Here is a 17,554-nt window from a genome sequence, read left to right as displayed (position 1 = left end):
GCTCTGATCACTACATTCGTTTCAACATCAGGTCCCCATGGCAAAGCAAAAGTTTAAAATCACCAACTGGCCCGCATATAACAATGCGCTCAGGCAGCGGGGGGACCTGACAGTATGGCTTGATGAGTCAGCCATTGCTGCATGGACTGAGAGTACACCACCTGAACATCGTGGCCGGCCGCTTCACTACACCGATATGGCCATTACCACGGTTCTGATGATAAAGCGCGTGTTTAACCTTTCGCTCCGGGCGTTACAGGGTTTCGTTGACTCGATTTTTAAACTGATGGGGCTGTCGCTGCGCTGCCCAGATTACTCTCTGGTCAGCCGGCGAGCAAAAACCGTCGACATCAGCATAAAAACGCCAACCCGCGGCGAAATCTCACACCTGGTCATCGATGGCACCGGCCTGAAAATCTTCGGCGAAGGCGAATGGAAAGTCAGGCAGCATGGGGCTGAGAGGCGCAGAGTATGGCGCAAGCTTCATCTGGCAGTAGATAGCGCGACACATGAAATTATCTGTGCCGATTTATCGCTAAGCGGTACGACAGATGCGCAGGCGCTGCCCGGGCTGATTAACCAAACCCACCGGAAAATCAGGGAAGCGTCGGCTGACAGTGCTTACGATACGCGTTACTGTCATGATGCTCTGCTGAGGAAAAAAATAAAGCCGCTTATCCCACCGCGAAGTGGTGCGCAATATTGGCCAGCTCGATACCATGAGCGTAACCATGCGGTGGCAAATCAGCATCTGAGCGGCAATAACGATACCTGGAAAAAGAAAGTAGGTTATCACCGGCGTTCACTGGCTGAAACGGCCATGTTCCGGTTTAAAATACTTCTGGGTGGTCATCTGAGTCTGCATGACTATGACGCGCAGGTAGGTGAGGCTATGGCAATGGTCAAAGCGCTTAACCGGATCACGTTGTTAGGAATGCCAAACAGCGTCCGCATCATGTAACAATCGCCCTGATAGGGAGGAAGTCGTCACAAATTTCGGATTTATTCAACAAAGCGGTGTTTATGCTGCTTTTCGGTCAACTCCGCAATCTCGCGGCTGGACATGGTTAATGTTTGTGCAATGGTTAAATTTTGCATGCAGATATACCTCGTTGGTTAAAACGATAATGGAACCCCGGCACGATACCGGGGCGAGATTAGTGATTAGTGGCGTTGTAGGAACTGGCTAACGTTCGCCTGTTGCCATTTTTTTAGCGCGTGGGTTATCCTTATTTCTTATTTTTTACTGTGCCGCCAGTTAAGGCAAAAAACACCAGCCGGACCTGAAAGACAGAAAGCAGATTATTTAAAGAGTAAAGATTAAATTTGCTTTTTATTGCATCAAGCATCTTTTCAACCGTTATGTAGACAACATCACGCGCCGCTGCAATCTCTTTTTTGGAGAGGCCAAGAGAGAAGAGCATCGCCGTTTCAAGCTGTTCTATCGTGGTCAGCTCAGGGAACACATCACGGAATTTCTCTACTTGTTTCACGTTAAAGGACTTCATGCCGCACCCCCGGTTTTCCTGCGTTGCTCTAATTCAGCCACGCATTCCCGCGCCGCCTGTTCGACATCTGCTATTACTGATTCGCCGTCAAACTCTTTCAATGTGTAAATCTTTTCGTTAACAACAACGCAGTACGCGCCATTTAGCCAAGCAGCAAAAACCGTGTAATAGTCATGTTTCCAGAATTCACGATAGACAATGTTGGTTATTCTGTTGGGCTGTAAATATATTGACCCATAAACTTCAAGGTTATCCGGCAAGATAAAAATGCCCGTATAGCAGAGGTCAATACTGCCACCGACGCTCAAGTTTTCCGGTAGGCGGGTAATGCCTGTGCGGCTGAGACCAAGATCACCGCCAACACTCAGACCATTCGGTAGACTGGTTATGCTTGCACCGCGGAGGTAAAGGCTGCCATCAACACTCAAATTGTCCGGCAAGCTGGTTATGCTTGTACCGCGGAGATCAAGCCAGCCTCTAACACTCAGGTTGTCCGGTAAATTGGTAATGCTCGCATCATGGAGATTGAGGTTTCCATTGACGAAAATCTTATCTCCGTCAATGGAGTACGGGACCTTCTTTTTCTGCAACATTTCAATGAAGTCATTCATGTTCATGGAGGTAACTCCTTTCGTTGATGTAGTTAATTACTTTGTAAACTTCATAGGTGAACTATTTTTGAGGCCACCTTCGGTTAGCTTGTATACAGCGGTCTTGGTAGCTCCCGTACTTCCGATGGCTTGTTTGGTCTTGAGCGTTCCGTTCTCCAGTTCGTTTAGCCAACGAAGGGCCGTTGCCTCAAGCGGTTCATTTAGAGTTCCAGTGGCACATGGCAGATATCGTTCAATCTGTATCCAGATATCGCCTCGTCGTTGAAAGAACCTTCCGTTTTGTGTTGAATAGTTAGCACCATAAATGCTTGGAAATGCCGGAGCCATTGGTGTTACTCCTTCCGTTGATGTGGTGGATACGCTACACTTGGCATAAACAGGAGGACTTCCCCATGGGCCAAGTCGCATTTGATACTCAAGAATTCGTTGAGACACTGGAAAACGCCGGGTTGCCGAAAGACCAGGCCAAGGCGATTTCTATTGCCGTCCGTAAGTCTCATGAGGTGGCGGGTGTGGCTACCAAGCGTGACCTTGACGATGTCCGTAAGGACTTATCCGCAGAGATAGCCGATGTCCGTAAGGATATTGCTAACAGGTTTGATAAGCTGGGATTACAGATGACGGTTCGTGTCGGAGGGATGCTGATTGCTGCCGTTGGCCTCATGACCGCTATTTTGAAAGTGCTGAAATAGCTTCAGCCATACACCCGCGGAGCCCGTACCGGATTCTGTGTAAATGCCTTTTCTCAGAAGTGACCGTCCAGGCGGTCACCGAACTCGATAATAAAGCGGCTCATTGCCATGCGCCAGTCCCTAAAAGGCATTGTCCATTTCTGTGAGGCCGCCTGTATCGCCAGCCACACCACCCTTTTCACTGCGTCGTCGGTCGGGAACACCTTGCGCTTTTTGATGGCATGCCGGATCACGCTGTTTAACGACTCGATGGCGTTGGTCGTGTAGATCACCTTGCGGATGTCCGTTGGGTAGGCAAAGAACGTGGCCAGATTGGCCCAGTTTGCCTGCCAGCTTCGACTTATTTGCGGGTAGCGGATGTCCCAGGCACTGGAGAACGCTTCCAGCGCCTGCAAGCCGGCTTCTTCCGTAGGGGCCTGATAGATAAGCTTTCAGGTCGCGGGTGACGGCCTTGTAGTCCTTCCAGGAGACGAACCGCAGGCTGTTGCGCACCATATGCACGATACACAGCTGGAGCCGCGCCTCCGGATACACCGCGTTAATAGCGTCAGGGAAGCCTTTCAGCCCGTCTACGCAGGCGATAAGGATATCGTTCAGGCCGCGGTTTTTCAGCTCTGTCAGCACGTTCAGCCAGAACTTTGCGCCTTCATTTTCGGCCAGCCACATACCTAGCAACTCTTTCTGGCCTTCGGATGTTGATGCCCAGCGCCAGGAACACAGATTTGTTGATGATGCGGCTGTCCTGCCGGACTTTTAGAACGATACAGTCAAGATAAACAATGGGATAGACTGCATCCAGAGGCCGGTTTTGCCATTCGACAACCTGCTCCATGACCGCATCGGTGACCTTTGAGACCAGCGCCGGCGAGGCATCGGCGTTATACAGCTCTTTGAACGCGGCGGCGATCTCGCGGGTGGTCATCCCTTTGGCGTACAACGATAAAATCTGGTTATCCATCCCGGTAATCCGGGTCTGGTTCTTCTTCACCAGTTGCGGTTCAAAGGAACCGTCACGATCGCGCGGAGTACGCAGCGCCAGCGGGCCATCGCCAGTGGTAACGGTTTTTGTGGAATAGCCGTTGCGGGCGTTGGTCCCCGGTTTAGGCTGATTTTTATCGTAGCCGAGGTGATGGGTCATTTCGGCATTGAGAGCTGCTTCGACGCTGATTTTTTTCAGCAGCCGATCGAAGTGACCGAGATCTTCAGGGGTTTTGAGATTTTTGGCCAGTTCGTTAGCCAGAGCCTGCAACTGTTTTTCGTCCATAAATTAACCTGTTTTTGATGTTGGATTGAACATATCAAAATCAGGCAAATACACAAATTTCTAAACAGGCTCTGTGACTCCCCAATCAGCTGTATCTCCGCAGAAAATGGGGAGTCGCTGGAGAAGCGAAAATAGATCTGTGTGACCGTCAAAATCCGTAATCTAACCTGTGGTCAGGTCAAACACGGAACCGGAGTTGTCAGGACGAAGTTTGGCTAAATCGGGAGCAGAAATCTCTCGCTGCATAACTTAACAGATACGATAACTACATTGACGTCTACCTTAGCTATAAATTTTGTAACCAATTCTGGACTGTCCAAAATAGCTATTTTTTAGGGTTTTAGGGAGTCCAGAATTGTTTGCAAATTAGTCCAGAATATTTTGCATCGCTACACACGCGTGCGGCTGCGGTTTCATGCCGCATCGTCGGCAATCTTGATACCGATTTTGCTTACCTGATGCTCGTCTTTTTCCGCAATAGTCCAGACTACGCCTTCCGCCACCACATTATCCCCCACCACCGGTTCGCCCCCGCCCAGCAACGCCATGACAAACTGGCCAAGCGTCAGCTCGCCATCCACTTCGCCAGCGAATTCCAGTCCGTAGATAGAGGAAACATCGCGCAAGTGGGCGTCGGCTTCCAGTATAAAATCCCCGAAAAAGCGCTGATCCAGCGCGACGGGCGGCGATTGGCTAAACAGCCTGCCCAACGCGGGCAAATCGCGCTCCCGACCGATGACGCAAAGCACATCTCCTTCGCGCAGCCGGGTGTTGGCGGTAAGGTGAAGCAGTACATTGTCGCGAAACAGCGCGGCGATGCGCGTATGGCGGGGCATTTTCAGATCGCGCAGCGCCGCGCCCACGCACCAGTTTTCATACCCCAACTGATAAATAAACTGCTCCCAGGGGTTCTCGGGATGGATATCCATCCCCACGCGGGAAATGGGCGACGCAGTCGGCGGCACAACCACTTTCGCCAGGCGGGCGGCGAAGCCCAGCGAGGTGCCCTGGAGCAGCAGGGAAATCAGGACGATAAAGAACGCCACATTAAAATAGAGCCGCGCGTTGTCCAGGCCCGCCATCATTGGAAATACCGCCAAAATAATCGGCACCGCGCCGCGCAGGCCGACCCAGGAGAGAAAAAACCGCTCGAGGGTGGTGTAGTTGCGAAACGGCAGCAGACCGACAAAAATCGACAGCGGACGCGCTACCAGCATCAGCCACAGCGACAAGATGAGCGCCGGAATGGCGATCATCCATAAGTCGCTGGGGGTGACTAAAAGACCCAGCACCAAAAACATGCAGATCTGGCTCAGCCAGGCCATGCCGTCAAACGTTTGTAAAATACCGTATCGGTTGCGTATCGGCCGGTTGCCCAAGGCAAAGCCGCACAAATAGACCGCCAGAATGCCGCTGCCTTCTAGCGCGGTGCTCAGAGCGAAAATCATAATGCCGCCGCTCACCGCCAGCAGCGGATATAACCCGTTGGCCAGCGAGATGCGGTTGATCACCTGCTGCAATAGCCAGCCGCCGCCCAGGCCCATGACGACACCCAGGCCGAATTCGCGGATAAGATGCACCAGAAACAGCCAATCAAGGTGGGTTTGCCCGTTTTGAATCATGGCGATAAGCGTGATGGTCAAAAACACCGCCATCGGATCATTACTGCCCGATTCAATCTCAAGCGTAGAGGTGACACGTTCGTTTAAGCCTTTGTCGCCTAGAAGCGAAAACACCGCCGCGGCGTCGGTGGAACCGACGATGGCGCCGATAAGCATGCCTTCAATCATATCCAGCCCAAACAGCCAGGCCGCGGCCATGCCGGTTAACCCGGCGGTGATGATGACCCCCACCGTCGCCAGCGACAATGACGGCCAAAGCGCAACGCGAAAGGCGGTGGCGCGGGTACGCATACCGCCATCGAGCAGAATCACCGCCAGTGCCAGGTTACTGATAAGATACGCCACGGGATAGTTATCAAACGCGATGCCGCCCAGGCCATCTATTCCCGCCAACATGCCAATGGCCAGAAAAATGACCAGAATAGGGATGCCAAGACGTGAGGAAAAGGAGCTCAGCAGGATACTCCCCCCCACCAATATTGAACCGATAATAAACAAACTTATAATGATGCTGCTGTCCAAACGCGGTCTCCTTTTGATTTTTTATTTCATACTCTGTCTCTGCCTATCCCGCAGAGGCGTCGTGACCCCAAATACCTACCGCGACTGTCTGGCTGAAAGCGTCGGCACCAAGACCTGAAAAGGGGAGGGAAGTTCACCTTACTGCCCAGCGTGTCCTCCGTCGGAGCCCGCGACGGGAGCGGGGGAGGCGGGAAACCTGATCCGGCGGATCCTTGGCCGGTACTCGATTAAACTACCTTTTTTATTATCAACAAAAAAGTCGTTTTTTTCGTATTTATCTCTTTTAAGGCGTTTAAGCGCTTTTTTTGTCACAACGGGCCAAAAATGCCTTTTTACTCCCGCACCATGGGATGGTCCGTCCGCCGCCGTTCATGCCTGTGAAGCGAGGAGACAACCGCCTCAGCCGCCGCCTCATCGCACCACGCGCAGGGTTTATGCCGGCCGTCATCCTGGCGTGGTTAAGCACGGCATTGCTGACCGGGTCCTGCGGACGGCGACAGCCGCGCCATGCGCGATCGGCACCATGTTGGGTGCTACTCTGGCGCAACTTGGTAACCCGCAGCGCCGCGCGCGAGCGGCACCATGAGGAGTGCGCCGTTGCGCCAACGCAGTGGTGCAGCCCAGCAGCGTGGCCCTGCCAGGACGATAGCTAGTTAATTATGAGATATAGTCAATAATTTGATATGAAAGTAAATTCCGATGACCCATCAAAAAGCGTCATTTTTGGCGCTATCAACCCGTGGCGAAACGCCGTCAGTTGCCGGTCTAGCGCCGCAGGCCAGTTGATTTTCGCACGGCGTTAAGGCATTGAACGGGGCGGCGCGGCAATCTCGCCTACTTATCATTCTCTGGAGGGCCACGTCAGGAGGCGTTACCTGGGCGGTTTAAGTCAGGGGGCGGTGAAACGCAACAGGAATAAACAGCCAGTCGGACCGGGCTGGCTGTTGGTGGAAATATTAGCGGCTCTCGTTGAGTTGTTTCTGGAACAATTCGCGGAACACGGGGTAAATATCTTCCTGATCGCGAATATGCTGCATGGCAAAGTTGTCGAAACGCGCCTGTAGGTCTTCGTATTCACGCCACAGCGTCTGATGCGCCCGGCGGGTGATTTCAATATAGCTGTAATAACGCACCATTGGCAGCAGATGATTCGCCAACAGATCATGGTACAGAGGAGAGTCGTCCGCCCAGTTGTCGCCGTCCGACGCCTGCGCGGCATAGATATTCCATTGATTTGGGTCGTAACGCGCCTTGATGACCTCTTTCATGAGCTTCAGTGCGCTCGAGACAATGGTGCCGCCGGTTTCCTGAGAATAGAAAAACTCATGCTTATCCACCTCCTTTGCCTGGGTATGGTGCCGGATATAGACCACATCCACGTTTTTGTAGGTGCGGCTCAGGAACAGATACAGCAAAATATAAAAACGTTTCGCCATATCCTTGGTGACCTGATCCATCGAGCCGGAAACGTCCATCAAACAGAACATTACCGCCTGGCTGGACGGTTCTGGACGACGCTCAAAGTTCTTATTAGCGTAAATCGAAGGTATCGATGAACGGCACCCGATCGATTTTCTGGCGTAGTTCCGCGATCTCGCGCCGGATCTTTTCTTGCTCCAGCAACTGCACCGGTTCACTGTGTTGGCTAGCCTATCGAGCTCGGCCTCCAGCAGGCGGATGGCACTCCGCTTCCCGGCGGTCATGGCGGTGCGCCGGACCAGCGAATTTTGCAGCGAGCGAACTACGCTAATGTTGGCCGGCACCCCGGTTGACGTGTAGCCAGAGCGATGCGTTTTGTACTCGTTTAGCTGCTTATGCTGGTTTTTCTGCAGGTTGGGCAGCGCCAGATCTTCAAACAGCAGATCCAGATATTCATCTTTGGAAATCTGAAAAACAAATTCATCTTCCCCTTCGCCGTCCTGGCTGGCATTGCCCTGACCGCCGCCGCCCCCTCCCGCCCGGGCGGCCGCTCGATGCGATCGTTTTGCACAAAATGGTCGTTGCCGGTATGCACCCGATGGCGCATGCCTCCCCGGCCCTGATGAAAGATGGGTTCATTGATGTCGGTATTGGGAATCGACACCGACTCCCCGCTTTCCACATCGGTAACCGAACGCTTATTGATGGCCCCGGCAATCGACTGTTTAATTTGAGACTTATAACGGCGCAAGAAACGCTGGCGGTTGACCATGCTCTTGTTTTTGCCGTTAAGTCGTCGGTCAATAAAATAGGCCATTATATCCTCCGGACGACAGTGTCTACGCGTCGTGTATTACGACGATTTCCTTACCCGCAGATACCATTCGCATAACAGGCGCACCTGTTTACGTGTATATCCCTTTTCCATCATACGATCCACAAAGTCGTCATGTTTTTTCTGCTCATCCGTGGACGTTTTCGCATTAAATGAGATAACCGGTAGCAGCTCTTCGGTATTGGAGAACATCTTTTTCTCAATAACGACCCGCAACTTCTCATAGCTGGTCCAGTTCGGATTGTGGCCGTTGTTGCTGGCGCGGGCGCGCAGGACGAAATTGACGATTTCGTTGCGAAAATCCTTGGGATTGCTGATGCCGGCCGGCTTTTCGATTTTCTCCAGCTCGGCGTTCAGAGCTTCGCGGTCGAACAGCTGCCCGGTATCCGGATCGCGGTATTCCTGGTCCTGGATCCAGAAATCGGCATAGGTGACATAGCGGTCGAAAATGTTTTGACCATATTCTGAATAGGATTCCAGATAGGCGGTCTGAATTTCCTTGCCGATGAACTCGGCATATTTCGGAATAAGGTAGCCCTTCAGATGTTCCAGGTATTTTTCCGCCACATCCTGCGGGAACTGTTCACGCTTAATCTGCTGTTCCAACATGTAGAACAGATGCACCGGGTTGGCCGCCACTTCGGTGTGGTCGAAATTGAACACCCGCGAGAGGATCTTGAAGGCGAAGCGGGTTGACAGGCCGTTCATCCCTTCATCGACGCCGGCGTAGTCGCGATACTCCTGATATGACTTGGCTTTGGGATCGGTATCCTTCAGGCTTTCGCCGTCGTACACCCGCATTTTCGAGTAAATGCTGGAGTTTTCCGGCTCCTTCAGCCGCGACAGAATCGAGAAGCGGGCCTGCGTTTCCAACGTACCCGGCGCGCCCGGCGATTCTGACAATTCGCTGTGGCTGAGCAGCTTGCTGTAAATCTTCATTTCCTGCGACACCCGCAGGCAGTAGGGCACCTTGACGATGTAGACGCGGTCGAGGAACGCCTCATTGTTTTTGTTGTTGCGGAACTGGACCCACTCCGATTCGTTGGAGTGCGCCAGGATGATGCCGTTGAACGGCAGCGCGGCAATGCCTTCGGTGCCGTTGTAGTTGCCCTCTTGCGTCGCGGTCAGCAGCGGATGCAGCACCTTAATAGGCGCCTTGAACATCTCGACGAATTCCATCACCCCCTGGTTGGCGCGGCACAGCGCGCCGGAATAACCGTAGGCGTCGGGATCGTTCTGGGCGTGGTCCTCCAGTTTACGAATGTCCACTTTGCCCACCAGCGCGGAAATATCCTGGTTGTTTTCATCGCCGGGTTCGGTTTTCGCGATGGCTATCTGCTCAAGAATCGACGGCCAGACTTTGACGACTTTAAAGCGGGTGATATCGCCGCCGAACTCGTGCAGCCGTTTGGCGGCCCAGGGCGACATGATGGTGCCGAGATAGCGCCGGGGGATGCCGTATTCCTTCTCGAGAATATGCGCGTCCTCCTGCGGGTTAAACAGGCATAAGGGATGGTCATTCACCGGGCTGCGCTCGCCGTTGGCGCTAAGCACATAGATGGGAGCCCGCTGCATGAGGGATTTCAGGCGCTCCGTCAGAGACGACTTCCCGCCGCCTACCGGACCGAGCAGGTATAGGATTTGCTTCTTCTCTTCCAGCCCCTGGGCCGCATGCTTCAAATAAGAAACGATTTGCTCGATAGCCTCTTCCATGCCGTAGAATTCCTCGAAAGTCGGGTATCGGGCGATCACACGGTTGGAAAACAGGCGGGAGAGCGGTGGCTCCTGAGCAGTGTCGATCATCACAGGGTCGCCGATGGCCATCAGCAGCCGTTCAGCGGCGTTGGCGAACGCGCTTCGGTCCTGGTGACATATCGTGAGGAATTCCTGCAGGGTGAACTCTTCGTCCTTTGCAGTTTCGTAGCGCTGACGGTAATGGTCAAATATGTTCATAGCGATGCCCGTCCTTACGTTTAGCACAGGTTAAAAGGGAGCTAAGAAATAATACTAGAACCGCTCCCGAAAAAAAGATGCTCACTGAGTACAGCAACCACTATGCCAACTTGTTCGCACTTTTATGCTACCGGACTCAGATTAATCCTCCTCTACAACAAAGTTTAGTTGGCATCCGACAATTGTCATGGTAGCCAACGCCTTTTTTGAAGAGATTTCAATGACTCAGTTTGCGTTTTATCGTCTACGCCCCGTCTCACGCGGTCTGCGGCGCAATGCGCAAGATATGTAAAGGACATATATAGATTTAAGATATAATATGTTTGTTATTTTATATGTCTGTAAATGAACCGATGTACGTTACGCGCGCGACCTTTTATCTTATATCTACAGTATGCGCATATTTTTTCTTAACGGGAAACATACATTCGTGAAAACGCATTCTCTTAAACCGCTTAGCCTCGTTTTGACCGCGGGATTGCTGTCGCCAATGGCCGCCGTGGCCGACGATTTATCACTCGGCGTCTCGGCCGTGTACGCCACCAGCCCCTACCGGGGTGACGATGATAAAGTTCTGCCGTTTCCGCAGATTAATTATGATAGTCAGTACGTGTATGTGAAAGGCTTAAGTGCCGGCTACTATCTGTGAAAAGACCCGCAGAATCAGTTATCGATCACGGCGGTTTATGCGCCTTGGCATTTCCGGCCAAGTAAAAATGATTATGACGACATGAAAGCCCTGGACAAGCGTCGCTCCACGGTGATGGCCGGACTGCGTTACAGTCACACCGCCGATTGGGGGGTGGTGCGCGCGGAATATTTGGGCGATATTCTGGATAACAGCGATGGTTTCACCGCCGATTTGTCATATCTGTACCCTATCCAGCAGGGCCGGTTTACCCTGGTGCCGGGCATCGGCGCGATGTGGGCTAGCGAAGACCAAAACAACTATTACTACGGCGTGAGCCGCAGCGGCCTGCGTGAGTATCATGCCAACGACGGCTGGTCCCCCTATGTGGAGCTGACCGTGAACTATGCTATTACCCAAAGCTGGCGCACCTACGTGATGGCGCGCTATCTGCGTATGAGCGATGAAGCGAAAGACAGTCCGATGACCGATAGGCAATCTATCGGCCTGATGGGCATCGGTACCACCTACAGCTTCTGATGGTGCAGGACATGCACTAAAACGGGGCGCTTGCGCCCCGTTTGCACAATGGGAGAACAGGGGGCCTATTTTATCTTTACAGGAGGGACTATGAGCGTTAAAGAGATCCGCTTTCCCGATGGGCATTGCGTTCCCGCCATTGGGCAGGGGACCTGGTATATGGGCGAGCGTAATAGCGATATCGCGCAGGAGGTGCGCGCGCTGCGCGCCGGGTTGGATTTAGGTTTAACGCTTATCGATACCGCCGAAATGTACGGCGACGGCGGTGCGGAGCGCGTGGTGGGTCAGGCGATCGCCGGTCGTCGCGACGAAGTGTTCCTGGTGTCGAAGGTCTATCCGCAAAACGCCGGCGGACAAAAAGCCCTGACCGCCTGTGAGAATAGCCTCCGCCGCCTAAAGACCGCCCACCTTGATTTGTATTTGCTGCACTGGCGCGGCGGTATTCCGCTGGCGCAAACCGTTGATGCGATGATGTGGCTGCAGCAGGATGGTAAAATCGCCCGCTGGGGCGTGTCCAATCTGGATGTGGCGGATCTGCAAGAGCTATGGTCGCTGACGGGCGGCGACGCGTGCATGACCGATCAGGTACTGTATCACTTGGCCTCGCGGGGGATTGAATATGATCTACTGCCCTGGTGCCGCGAGCGGCGGCTGCCGGTAATGGCTTATTGCCCGCTGGCGCAGGCCGGTAAATTACGTACAGGGTTGATGCACCACGAGGCGGTGCAGGGCATTGCCGCTGAATTAGGGACGAGCGCGGCGCAGGTGCTGCTAGCGTGGGTTATTCGCGAACCGGGAGTGGTGGCTATCCCGAAGGCATCCAGCCTGGCGCATGTGAAAGAGAACGCCGGCGCTTTAGCGATCACCTTATCCGCCGAGCACCTCGTGGCATTGGACCGGGCTTTTCCGGCGCCGCTGGGCAAGACCGCGCTGAATAGTGCTTAAAGCCAAGGCCCGCTATCGCGGGCCTGATTTTAGCGCACGATCAGGATTGGGCGCCGTCATAGCATTGGCGGCGAGCTTGCTCAGGGGCAGCATTCGCCAGAAACCGGTCTGCTGGGCGCTGGGCACCGCCACAGCGATGGCTTAGGACTTGCGCAGGCGCAGCGTCTGCCGTAAACGCGCCGGCGCCGCGGCCGTACTGACCAGCGGATCGTTCACCCGCGTCGTCTCCACGCACACATAGCTCAGATAACTGTCGTCGGCGAAATCGCCGATCGATTGCGAAAGGGACTGCCCGCAGTTCCAGGCCACCACGTCGCTATGGTGTTGATGGTGAACTTCGATGACCCGCCCCAGCACCGGATCATAATAAGGCTTGTCGGCTCAGGTGCGGTATAGACGCGATCCACCTCGCCGGCGAAGGTCACATCGCCCTGTTGTTGTTCAGCCTTGCCGCCGTTGACTTTATCGATAAAGCTGTCGCCGAGCCCGCTGACGTGGATATCGCCAATGGCCCCCACGGTGAAGTAGCTATGCAGCGCGGACGTCGTCTGATACTCACCCTCTGCCACCAGTTCGATACTGCACGTTTGCCCGAGGGTAAAGTGGGCCTTAAGCTGTGAACGGATGGGGGAAAAACGGTTCAGTCAAGGTGCTATCGCGCAGGGTAAAGGTCAAGTGGACCTGTTTATCGTCCTCGCTGTGGTCGCTTAATTCCCAGGGAAGGATGCGGGCGAAGCCGTGGTTGGGAGTGGCAACCTTACCAAACCAGGGCCAACAGATCGGTACGCCGCCGCGGATGGCCACGCCTTCCTGGAAGGCGCTTTTTTCGCTTAACCACAGTACCGGCTTTTCGCCGGCCGGCTGCCAGGCGACAAGATGCGCGCCCTGCAGTGTCACCGCCGCCCGTACCTGCGGATGTTCGACCACCACCAGCGGCAATTCATCTTGCTGGCGTAGCGTTAGAGACGGCGACAGGGTTTATTTGACGGGCAACGCAAAAAGAGAGTCAAACATCGTTATACCTCCTGAGTAAAAGAAAAGGGCGACATCGCTGCCGCCCTTTCGTCATCCGGTCACCAGACTTATTTATTGGCGATATGGGAGATCAGATCCAACACTTTATTGGAATAGCCGGTTTCGTTATCGTACCATGCGACCAATTTGACAAATTTGTCGTTCAGCGCGATACCCGCTTTGGCATCGAATACGGAGGTCAGCTTCTCGCCGTTGAAATCGGTAGATACCACGTCTTCATCGGTGTAGCCCATCACGCCTTTCAGCTCGCCTTCAGCGGCTTTTTTGATGGCGTCGCAGATGTCTTCATAGGAAGCCGGTTTTTCCAGACGCGCGGTCAGGTCGACAACCGAGATGTTCGGCGTCGGGACGCGGAAGGACATACCGGTCAGTTTACCGTTCAGCTCGGGAATGACTTTACCTACCGCTTTGGCGGCGCCCGTCGAGGACGGAATGATGTTCTGGGACGCGCCGCGGCCGCCGCGCCAGTCTTTATGAGACGGGCCATCGACGGTTTTCTGGGTGGCGGTAGTGGCGTGAACGGTGGTCATCAGGGCTTCAACAATACCGAAATTGTCGTTGATAACCTTGGCCAGCGGCGCCAGGCAGTTGGTGGTACAAGAGGCGTTGGACACGATATCCTGGCCATCATAGGCTTTGTGGTTAACGCCCATAACGAACATCGGGGTGTTATCTTTGGACGGCCCGGTCAGCACCACTTTTTTAGCGCCGGCGGTGATGTGCTTGCGCGCGGTTTCGTCGGTCAGGAAGATACCGGTGGCTTCGGCGACAACGTCGACGTCGACCTCGCCCCACTTCAGGTTAGCCGGATCTTTCTCAGAGGTACAGCGGATGGTTTTACCGTTTACCACCAGATGACCGTTTTCCACGGCGACGGTGCCGTTGAAGCGACCATGGGTTGAGTCGTACTTCAACATGTAGGCCATATAATCCGCATCCAGCAGGTCGTTGATGGCAACGATTTCAATGTCGTTACGTTCCTGCGCAGCACGGAAAACAATACGACCGATACGGCCAAAACCGTTGATACCTACTTTGATAGTCATATATTCCACCACCTATTTAATAATGAATAAAAGGTTACTTGTAAATTTACAAAAACCTCGCGCAGCGTCAAGCAGAATCGTGTCAATAGTTGCGACAAATCAATCCACACCCCGTTCAGCGCACGATATGTACGCAATTGACGTCAACACACCTGCAGCTCATATGGGGTCGTCATCGTCCAATATAAACTGCGAAGTTGCAATTTGTGATAAGAATCACATTTCCACGGCTACAACATTTCATTATAGAGTTTATGCCAAAATTGCCTGCCGTGTTGTTAATTATTTGTTATAATGGCTCTACTGGAAAGCTTTCCCATCCCTCGCCAGAGACGTGTAACAATGGCCAATAATACACCCTCACGATTACCCGATGAAGCAATGACCGACATGCAGCGCTATGTCACCCAACAACGCGGCACTGAACCGCCTTACAGCGGTAAGCTGCTGGAAAATAATCGAACGGGGCAGTACCATTGCCTGGTTTGCCATGCGCCGCTATTCTACTCCGAAACGAAATACGAATCAGGCTGTGGCTGGCCGAGCTTTTATGAGCCGGTGAGCGACGAGGCCATCCGCTACCTTGAGGATAACACCCACGGTATGCAGCGGGTGGAAATCCGCTGCGGCACCTGCGATGCCCATTTAGGGCATGTTTTCCCCGACGGGCCGCAACCCACCGGAACGCGGTTTTGCGTCAACAGCGCCTCTATGCGCTTCAAGGACGGTGAAAACGGCGAAGAGGTTGCCGGATAAGCCCAGATTTATCGATTTAGCTAATTATTCCACATGAAAGGTGCGGCAATGGATGTTGTAGCGCTTCTGGCGACGATGACGCCGGAGATTTATCAACGGCTGATGACGGCCGTGGAATTGGGCAAATGGCCCGCCGGGGTGGCGCTAACGCCGGAGCAGCAAGCCAACTGTTTGCAGATGGTTATGCTGTGGCAGTCGCGTCATAACCGTCATCCCGAGCATATGAGCATCGGTACCGATGGCCAGATTACTATGAGGAGTAAGCGTGCCTTGCTGGAAGAACTGAAGGCCGGGACCGTCGACGTACTGAAACCCCAATAAGGCGCCGGCGCGGATTGCTCTGATGGGCTTCGTTTGCGCCTCCGGCGGCTCAGCGCGCGACGGGATCTCACCCTGGACGCAACGGCGTCTCGGCGGACTGTCGGCGAGGCGCTTCAAAGCGCCGATTATCCGCTCGGCGGGGGGGGGCTTGGGGGTTAGCGAACCTCGCAGGTCTCCAGCCGCGCGGCGAAGGCGTCCAGCGTCAGCATTTCTGCGCCGCGGCGCGCCATTTCCCGCAGCGCCTCGGCGCTGTCCTCCGGCTGCAAATTGACGCCGCGGCAGCCGTCGGTGAGCACCTCGACGGCGTAGCCCAAATGCAGGGCGTCCAGCACGCTGTATTTCACGCAATAATCCGTGGCCAATCCCAAGACGGTCAGCCGGTCGATGTCGTGCGCGCGCAGCCAGCCGTCCAGGGCGGTCTGCGCCCGGCGCCCGTTGTCAAAAAAGGTGCTGTAACTGTTGATATGGCGCTGTTCGCCTTTGCGAAATACCGCCGCCAGATCCGTGCGGTTAAGCCGGGGATGGAAGTCCGCGCCCGGGGTATCTTGCACGCAATGCACCGGCCACCAAATCTGCTCAAGCCCCTCCAGTACGCCGAGCGTATTGACCGGCTGCCGCGTTAATGGCGAAACTGCCGTGATCCCGTGGATGCCAGTCCTGGCTGGCCACCGCGGGAATGCTCCGCCGGGCGCACAGCACCAGCGCCGCATTGGCCATGGGGATCACCGCATCGCCCTGCGGCGCCGCCGGCGCAGAAATCATTTTGTAAATCAACCAACAATAATGCTCTGGCTATGGCTTTCTCCTGATGCATCGCTGCTGCTCAATTCGCCGCGCAGATCCTGCTGCATGAGACGGCGGATATCCTGGTAGGGCAACGATTGGCTAAGTAAAAAATGCAGCTTGGTCAGGGCGGCTTCCACCGTCATATCAAAACCGCTAAGGACCCCTGCGCGGGCCAGGGTGTTGCCGGTGGCATAGCCGCCCATATCCACCCGGCCGGAGAGACATTGCGTCAGATTGACCACCACAATACCACGGTCGTCCGCTTGCTTAAGTTCGTGCAATAGCGCCGGGTGCTGCGGCGCATTGTCCACGCCATAGGAGCGCAGAATCAGTGCGCGCACCGGCTGGCGCAGAAAGTTGCCGACCACGTCCGCGGAAATCCCGGGGTAGAGGGTGACCACCCCGACAGGTTGGGGCGTTATGGGATGCACGATAAGCGGGCCACCTTCCGCGCTTGCCGGTGAGGGCGTAAGACGGCGGATATGGATACCCGCCTCCAGCAACGGCGGCAAATTCGGTGAGGCGAAGGCATCGAACCCATCGGCATGGGCCTTAGTAGTACGGTTGCCGTGCAACAGTTTGTTATTGAAAAACAAACCGACTTCCTTGACCGGATAATGGGCGGCCAGATACAGAGCGTTGAGCAGATTGGTTTGCCCGTCGGAGCGGAGCGCTTCCAGGAGTATTTGCGAGCCGGTGACGATGACCGGCTTATCGAGATTCTCCAGCATGAACGACAGCGCCGAGGCGGTAAAGGCCATGGTATCCGTCCCGTGCAGGATAACAAAGCCATCATAGCGGTCATAGTTGGCGGCGATATCGCGGGCGATGGCTTGCCAGTCGTCGGGCGTCATGTCCGATGAATCGATCAGCGGGACGTATTCATGCACGGTAAAGTCCGGCATTTCGGGGCGGTAGAATTCCGGCATCCGCGCCAGTTGACGCTGTAGGTGCCCGGAAACCGGCACGTAGCCATTGTCCGAGCGCTGCATGCCGATAGTGCCGCCGGTATAGGCGACGTAAATGGATTTCTTCTGCATGGGAGCGCGACGCGTAGTGGGCAGTTGCGCC

General features: G+C 54.5%; 15 protein-coding genes and 4 pseudogenes. 7 read left to right on the top strand and 12 right to left on the bottom strand.

Annotated elements, in window-relative coordinates:
* Positions 1-37 precede the first annotated feature (37 nt).
* Positions 38-961, top strand: a complete 924-nt coding sequence (locus SOPEG_RS07840) for an IS5-like element ISSoEn1 family transposase (RefSeq protein WP_025243834.1) — start codon at positions 38-40, stop codon at positions 959-961.
* A 41-nt stretch (positions 962-1,002) separates the two neighbouring features.
* Here the strand turns inward: SOPEG_RS07840 and SOPEG_RS29275 are convergent, their stop codons facing one another.
* The 3 genes from SOPEG_RS29275 to SOPEG_RS07830 form a co-directional block, all read right to left on the bottom strand.
* Positions 1,003-1,098: a Rha family transcriptional regulator gene (locus SOPEG_RS29275; RefSeq protein ID WP_236851662.1), complete on the bottom strand. Its 96-nt coding sequence runs from the start codon at positions 1,096-1,098 to the stop codon at positions 1,003-1,005.
* 131 nt (positions 1,099-1,229) lie between these two features.
* Positions 1,230-1,493 carry a helix-turn-helix transcriptional regulator gene (locus SOPEG_RS07835; RefSeq protein WP_335334076.1) on the bottom strand — a complete coding sequence of 88 codons (264 nt, stop codon included), beginning with the start codon at positions 1,491-1,493 and terminating at the stop codon, positions 1,230-1,232.
* A gap of 11 nt (positions 1,494-1,504) precedes the next feature.
* Positions 1,505-2,125: a leucine-rich repeat domain-containing protein gene (locus tag SOPEG_RS07830; protein ID WP_025244924.1), complete on the bottom strand. Its 621-nt coding sequence runs from the start codon at positions 2,123-2,125 to the stop codon at positions 1,505-1,507.
* A gap of 386 nt (positions 2,126-2,511) precedes the next feature.
* Here SOPEG_RS07830 and SOPEG_RS07820 point away from each other — a divergent pair, with 386 nt between their 5' ends.
* Positions 2,512-2,811 (top strand): hypothetical protein, encoded by a 300-nt coding sequence (locus SOPEG_RS07820; protein ID WP_025244923.1) that lies wholly within the window; start codon positions 2,512-2,514, stop codon positions 2,809-2,811.
* A gap of 53 nt (positions 2,812-2,864) precedes the next feature.
* On the opposite strand, the pseudogene SOPEG_RS24315 reads toward SOPEG_RS07820, so the two are convergent.
* The 5 genes and pseudogenes from SOPEG_RS24315 to SOPEG_RS07800 form a co-directional block, all read right to left on the bottom strand.
* Positions 2,865-4,075: pseudogene (locus tag SOPEG_RS24315) on the bottom strand (IS256-like element ISSoEn2 family transposase).
* 413 nt (positions 4,076-4,488) lie between these two features.
* Entirely contained in the window at positions 4,489-6,219 is a 1,731-nt protein-coding gene (locus SOPEG_RS07810; protein ID WP_025244920.1) for a potassium/proton antiporter, read from the bottom strand.
* 956 nt (positions 6,220-7,175) lie between these two features.
* Positions 7,176-8,132, bottom strand: a pseudogene (locus SOPEG_RS07805) (YeaH/YhbH family protein); the annotation flags it as partial.
* Positions 8,024-8,455, bottom strand: a complete 432-nt coding sequence (locus SOPEG_RS30200; RefSeq protein WP_250635979.1) for a DUF444 family protein — start codon at positions 8,453-8,455, stop codon at positions 8,024-8,026. The pseudogene SOPEG_RS07805 and the gene SOPEG_RS30200, both read right to left, overlap by 109 nt.
* 36 nt (positions 8,456-8,491) lie before the next feature.
* Entirely contained in the window at positions 8,492-10,426 is a 1,935-nt protein-coding gene (locus SOPEG_RS07800) for a PrkA family serine protein kinase (protein WP_025244919.1), read from the bottom strand.
* Between the two features lie 430 nt (positions 10,427-10,856).
* Between SOPEG_RS07800 and SOPEG_RS29270 the strand changes: the two genes are divergently transcribed.
* From SOPEG_RS29270 to SOPEG_RS07790, 3 genes are all read left to right on the top strand, one after another.
* The gene (locus tag SOPEG_RS29270) at positions 10,857-11,075 is read left to right on the top strand and encodes a MipA/OmpV family protein (RefSeq protein ID WP_236851659.1); all 219 of its coding nucleotides are present in this window, start codon (positions 10,857-10,859) and stop codon (positions 11,073-11,075) included.
* A gap of 24 nt (positions 11,076-11,099) precedes the next feature.
* Positions 11,100-11,594 carry a MipA/OmpV family protein gene (locus SOPEG_RS29265; protein ID WP_257720382.1) on the top strand — a complete coding sequence of 165 codons (495 nt, stop codon included), beginning with the start codon at positions 11,100-11,102 and terminating at the stop codon, positions 11,592-11,594.
* A gap of 90 nt (positions 11,595-11,684) precedes the next feature.
* Positions 11,685-12,539, top strand: coding sequence for an aldo/keto reductase (locus SOPEG_RS07790; protein WP_025244918.1), 855 nt, complete (start codon positions 11,685-11,687; stop codon positions 12,537-12,539).
* 141 nt (positions 12,540-12,680) lie between these two features.
* Here SOPEG_RS07790 and SOPEG_RS07785 read toward each other — a convergent pair.
* Together SOPEG_RS07785 and gapA are read right to left on the bottom strand one after the other, a co-directional pair.
* A pseudogene (locus tag SOPEG_RS07785) lies at positions 12,681-13,514 on the bottom strand (D-hexose-6-phosphate mutarotase).
* Positions 13,515-13,621: 107 nt separating this feature from the next.
* Positions 13,622-14,620, bottom strand: coding sequence for a glyceraldehyde-3-phosphate dehydrogenase (gene gapA, locus SOPEG_RS07780; RefSeq protein ID WP_038468430.1), 999 nt, complete (start codon positions 14,618-14,620; stop codon positions 13,622-13,624).
* Between the two features lie 342 nt (positions 14,621-14,962).
* Between gapA and msrB the strand changes: the two genes are divergently transcribed.
* Entirely contained in the window at positions 14,963-15,376 is a 414-nt protein-coding gene (gene msrB / locus SOPEG_RS07775; protein WP_025244916.1) for a peptide-methionine (R)-S-oxide reductase MsrB, read from the top strand.
* A gap of 48 nt (positions 15,377-15,424) precedes the next feature.
* The gene (locus SOPEG_RS07770) at positions 15,425-15,697 is read left to right on the top strand and encodes a YeaC family protein (protein WP_025244915.1); all 273 of its coding nucleotides are present in this window, start codon (positions 15,425-15,427) and stop codon (positions 15,695-15,697) included.
* 155 nt (positions 15,698-15,852) lie between these two features.
* Here SOPEG_RS07770 and pncA read toward each other — a convergent pair.
* Together pncA and ansA are read right to left on the bottom strand one after the other, a co-directional pair.
* Positions 15,853-16,511: pseudogene (gene pncA, locus SOPEG_RS07765) on the bottom strand (bifunctional nicotinamidase/pyrazinamidase).
* Positions 16,468-17,523, bottom strand: coding sequence for an asparaginase (gene ansA, locus SOPEG_RS07760; protein ID WP_025244914.1), 1,056 nt, complete (start codon positions 17,521-17,523; stop codon positions 16,468-16,470). Before ansA ends, pncA begins: the two are co-directional and overlap by 44 nt.
* Positions 17,524-17,554: the final 31 nt, after the last annotated feature.

Origin of the sequence: Candidatus Sodalis pierantonius str. SOPE, assembly GCF_000517405.1 — a bacterium.
GTDB lineage: Bacteria > Pseudomonadota > Gammaproteobacteria > Enterobacterales > Enterobacteriaceae > Sodalis_C > Sodalis_C pierantonii.
This window is presented reverse-complemented; position numbering and strand designations above follow the sequence as displayed.

Bases quoted from the DNA above. Each gene is read 5' to 3' on its own strand.
- SOPEG_RS07840 (WP_025243834.1), top strand. From the start codon at position 38: ATGGCAAAGCAAAAGTTTAAAATCACCAACTGGCCCGCATATAACAAT.
- SOPEG_RS29275 (WP_236851662.1), bottom strand. From the start codon at position 1,098: ATGCAAAATTTAACCATTGCACAAACATTAACCATGTCCAGCCGCGAG.
- SOPEG_RS07830 (WP_025244924.1), bottom strand. From the start codon at position 2,125: ATGAACATGAATGACTTCATTGAAATGTTGCAGAAAAAGAAGGTCCCG.
- SOPEG_RS07820 (WP_025244923.1), top strand. From the start codon at position 2,512: ATGGGCCAAGTCGCATTTGATACTCAAGAATTCGTTGAGACACTGGAA.
- SOPEG_RS30200 (WP_250635979.1), bottom strand. From the start codon at position 8,455: ATGGCCTATTTTATTGACCGACGACTTAACGGCAAAAACAAGAGCATG.
- SOPEG_RS07800 (WP_025244919.1), bottom strand. From the start codon at position 10,426: ATGAACATATTTGACCATTACCGTCAGCGCTACGAAACTGCAAAGGAC.
- SOPEG_RS07790 (WP_025244918.1), top strand. From the start codon at position 11,685: ATGAGCGTTAAAGAGATCCGCTTTCCCGATGGGCATTGCGTTCCCGCC.
- gapA (WP_038468430.1), bottom strand. From the start codon at position 14,620: ATGACTATCAAAGTAGGTATCAACGGTTTTGGCCGTATCGGTCGTATT.
- msrB (WP_025244916.1), top strand. From the start codon at position 14,963: ATGGCCAATAATACACCCTCACGATTACCCGATGAAGCAATGACCGAC.
- SOPEG_RS07770 (WP_025244915.1), top strand. From the start codon at position 15,425: ATGGATGTTGTAGCGCTTCTGGCGACGATGACGCCGGAGATTTATCAA.
- ansA (WP_025244914.1), bottom strand. From the start codon at position 17,523: ATGCAGAAGAAATCCATTTACGTCGCCTATACCGGCGGCACTATCGGC.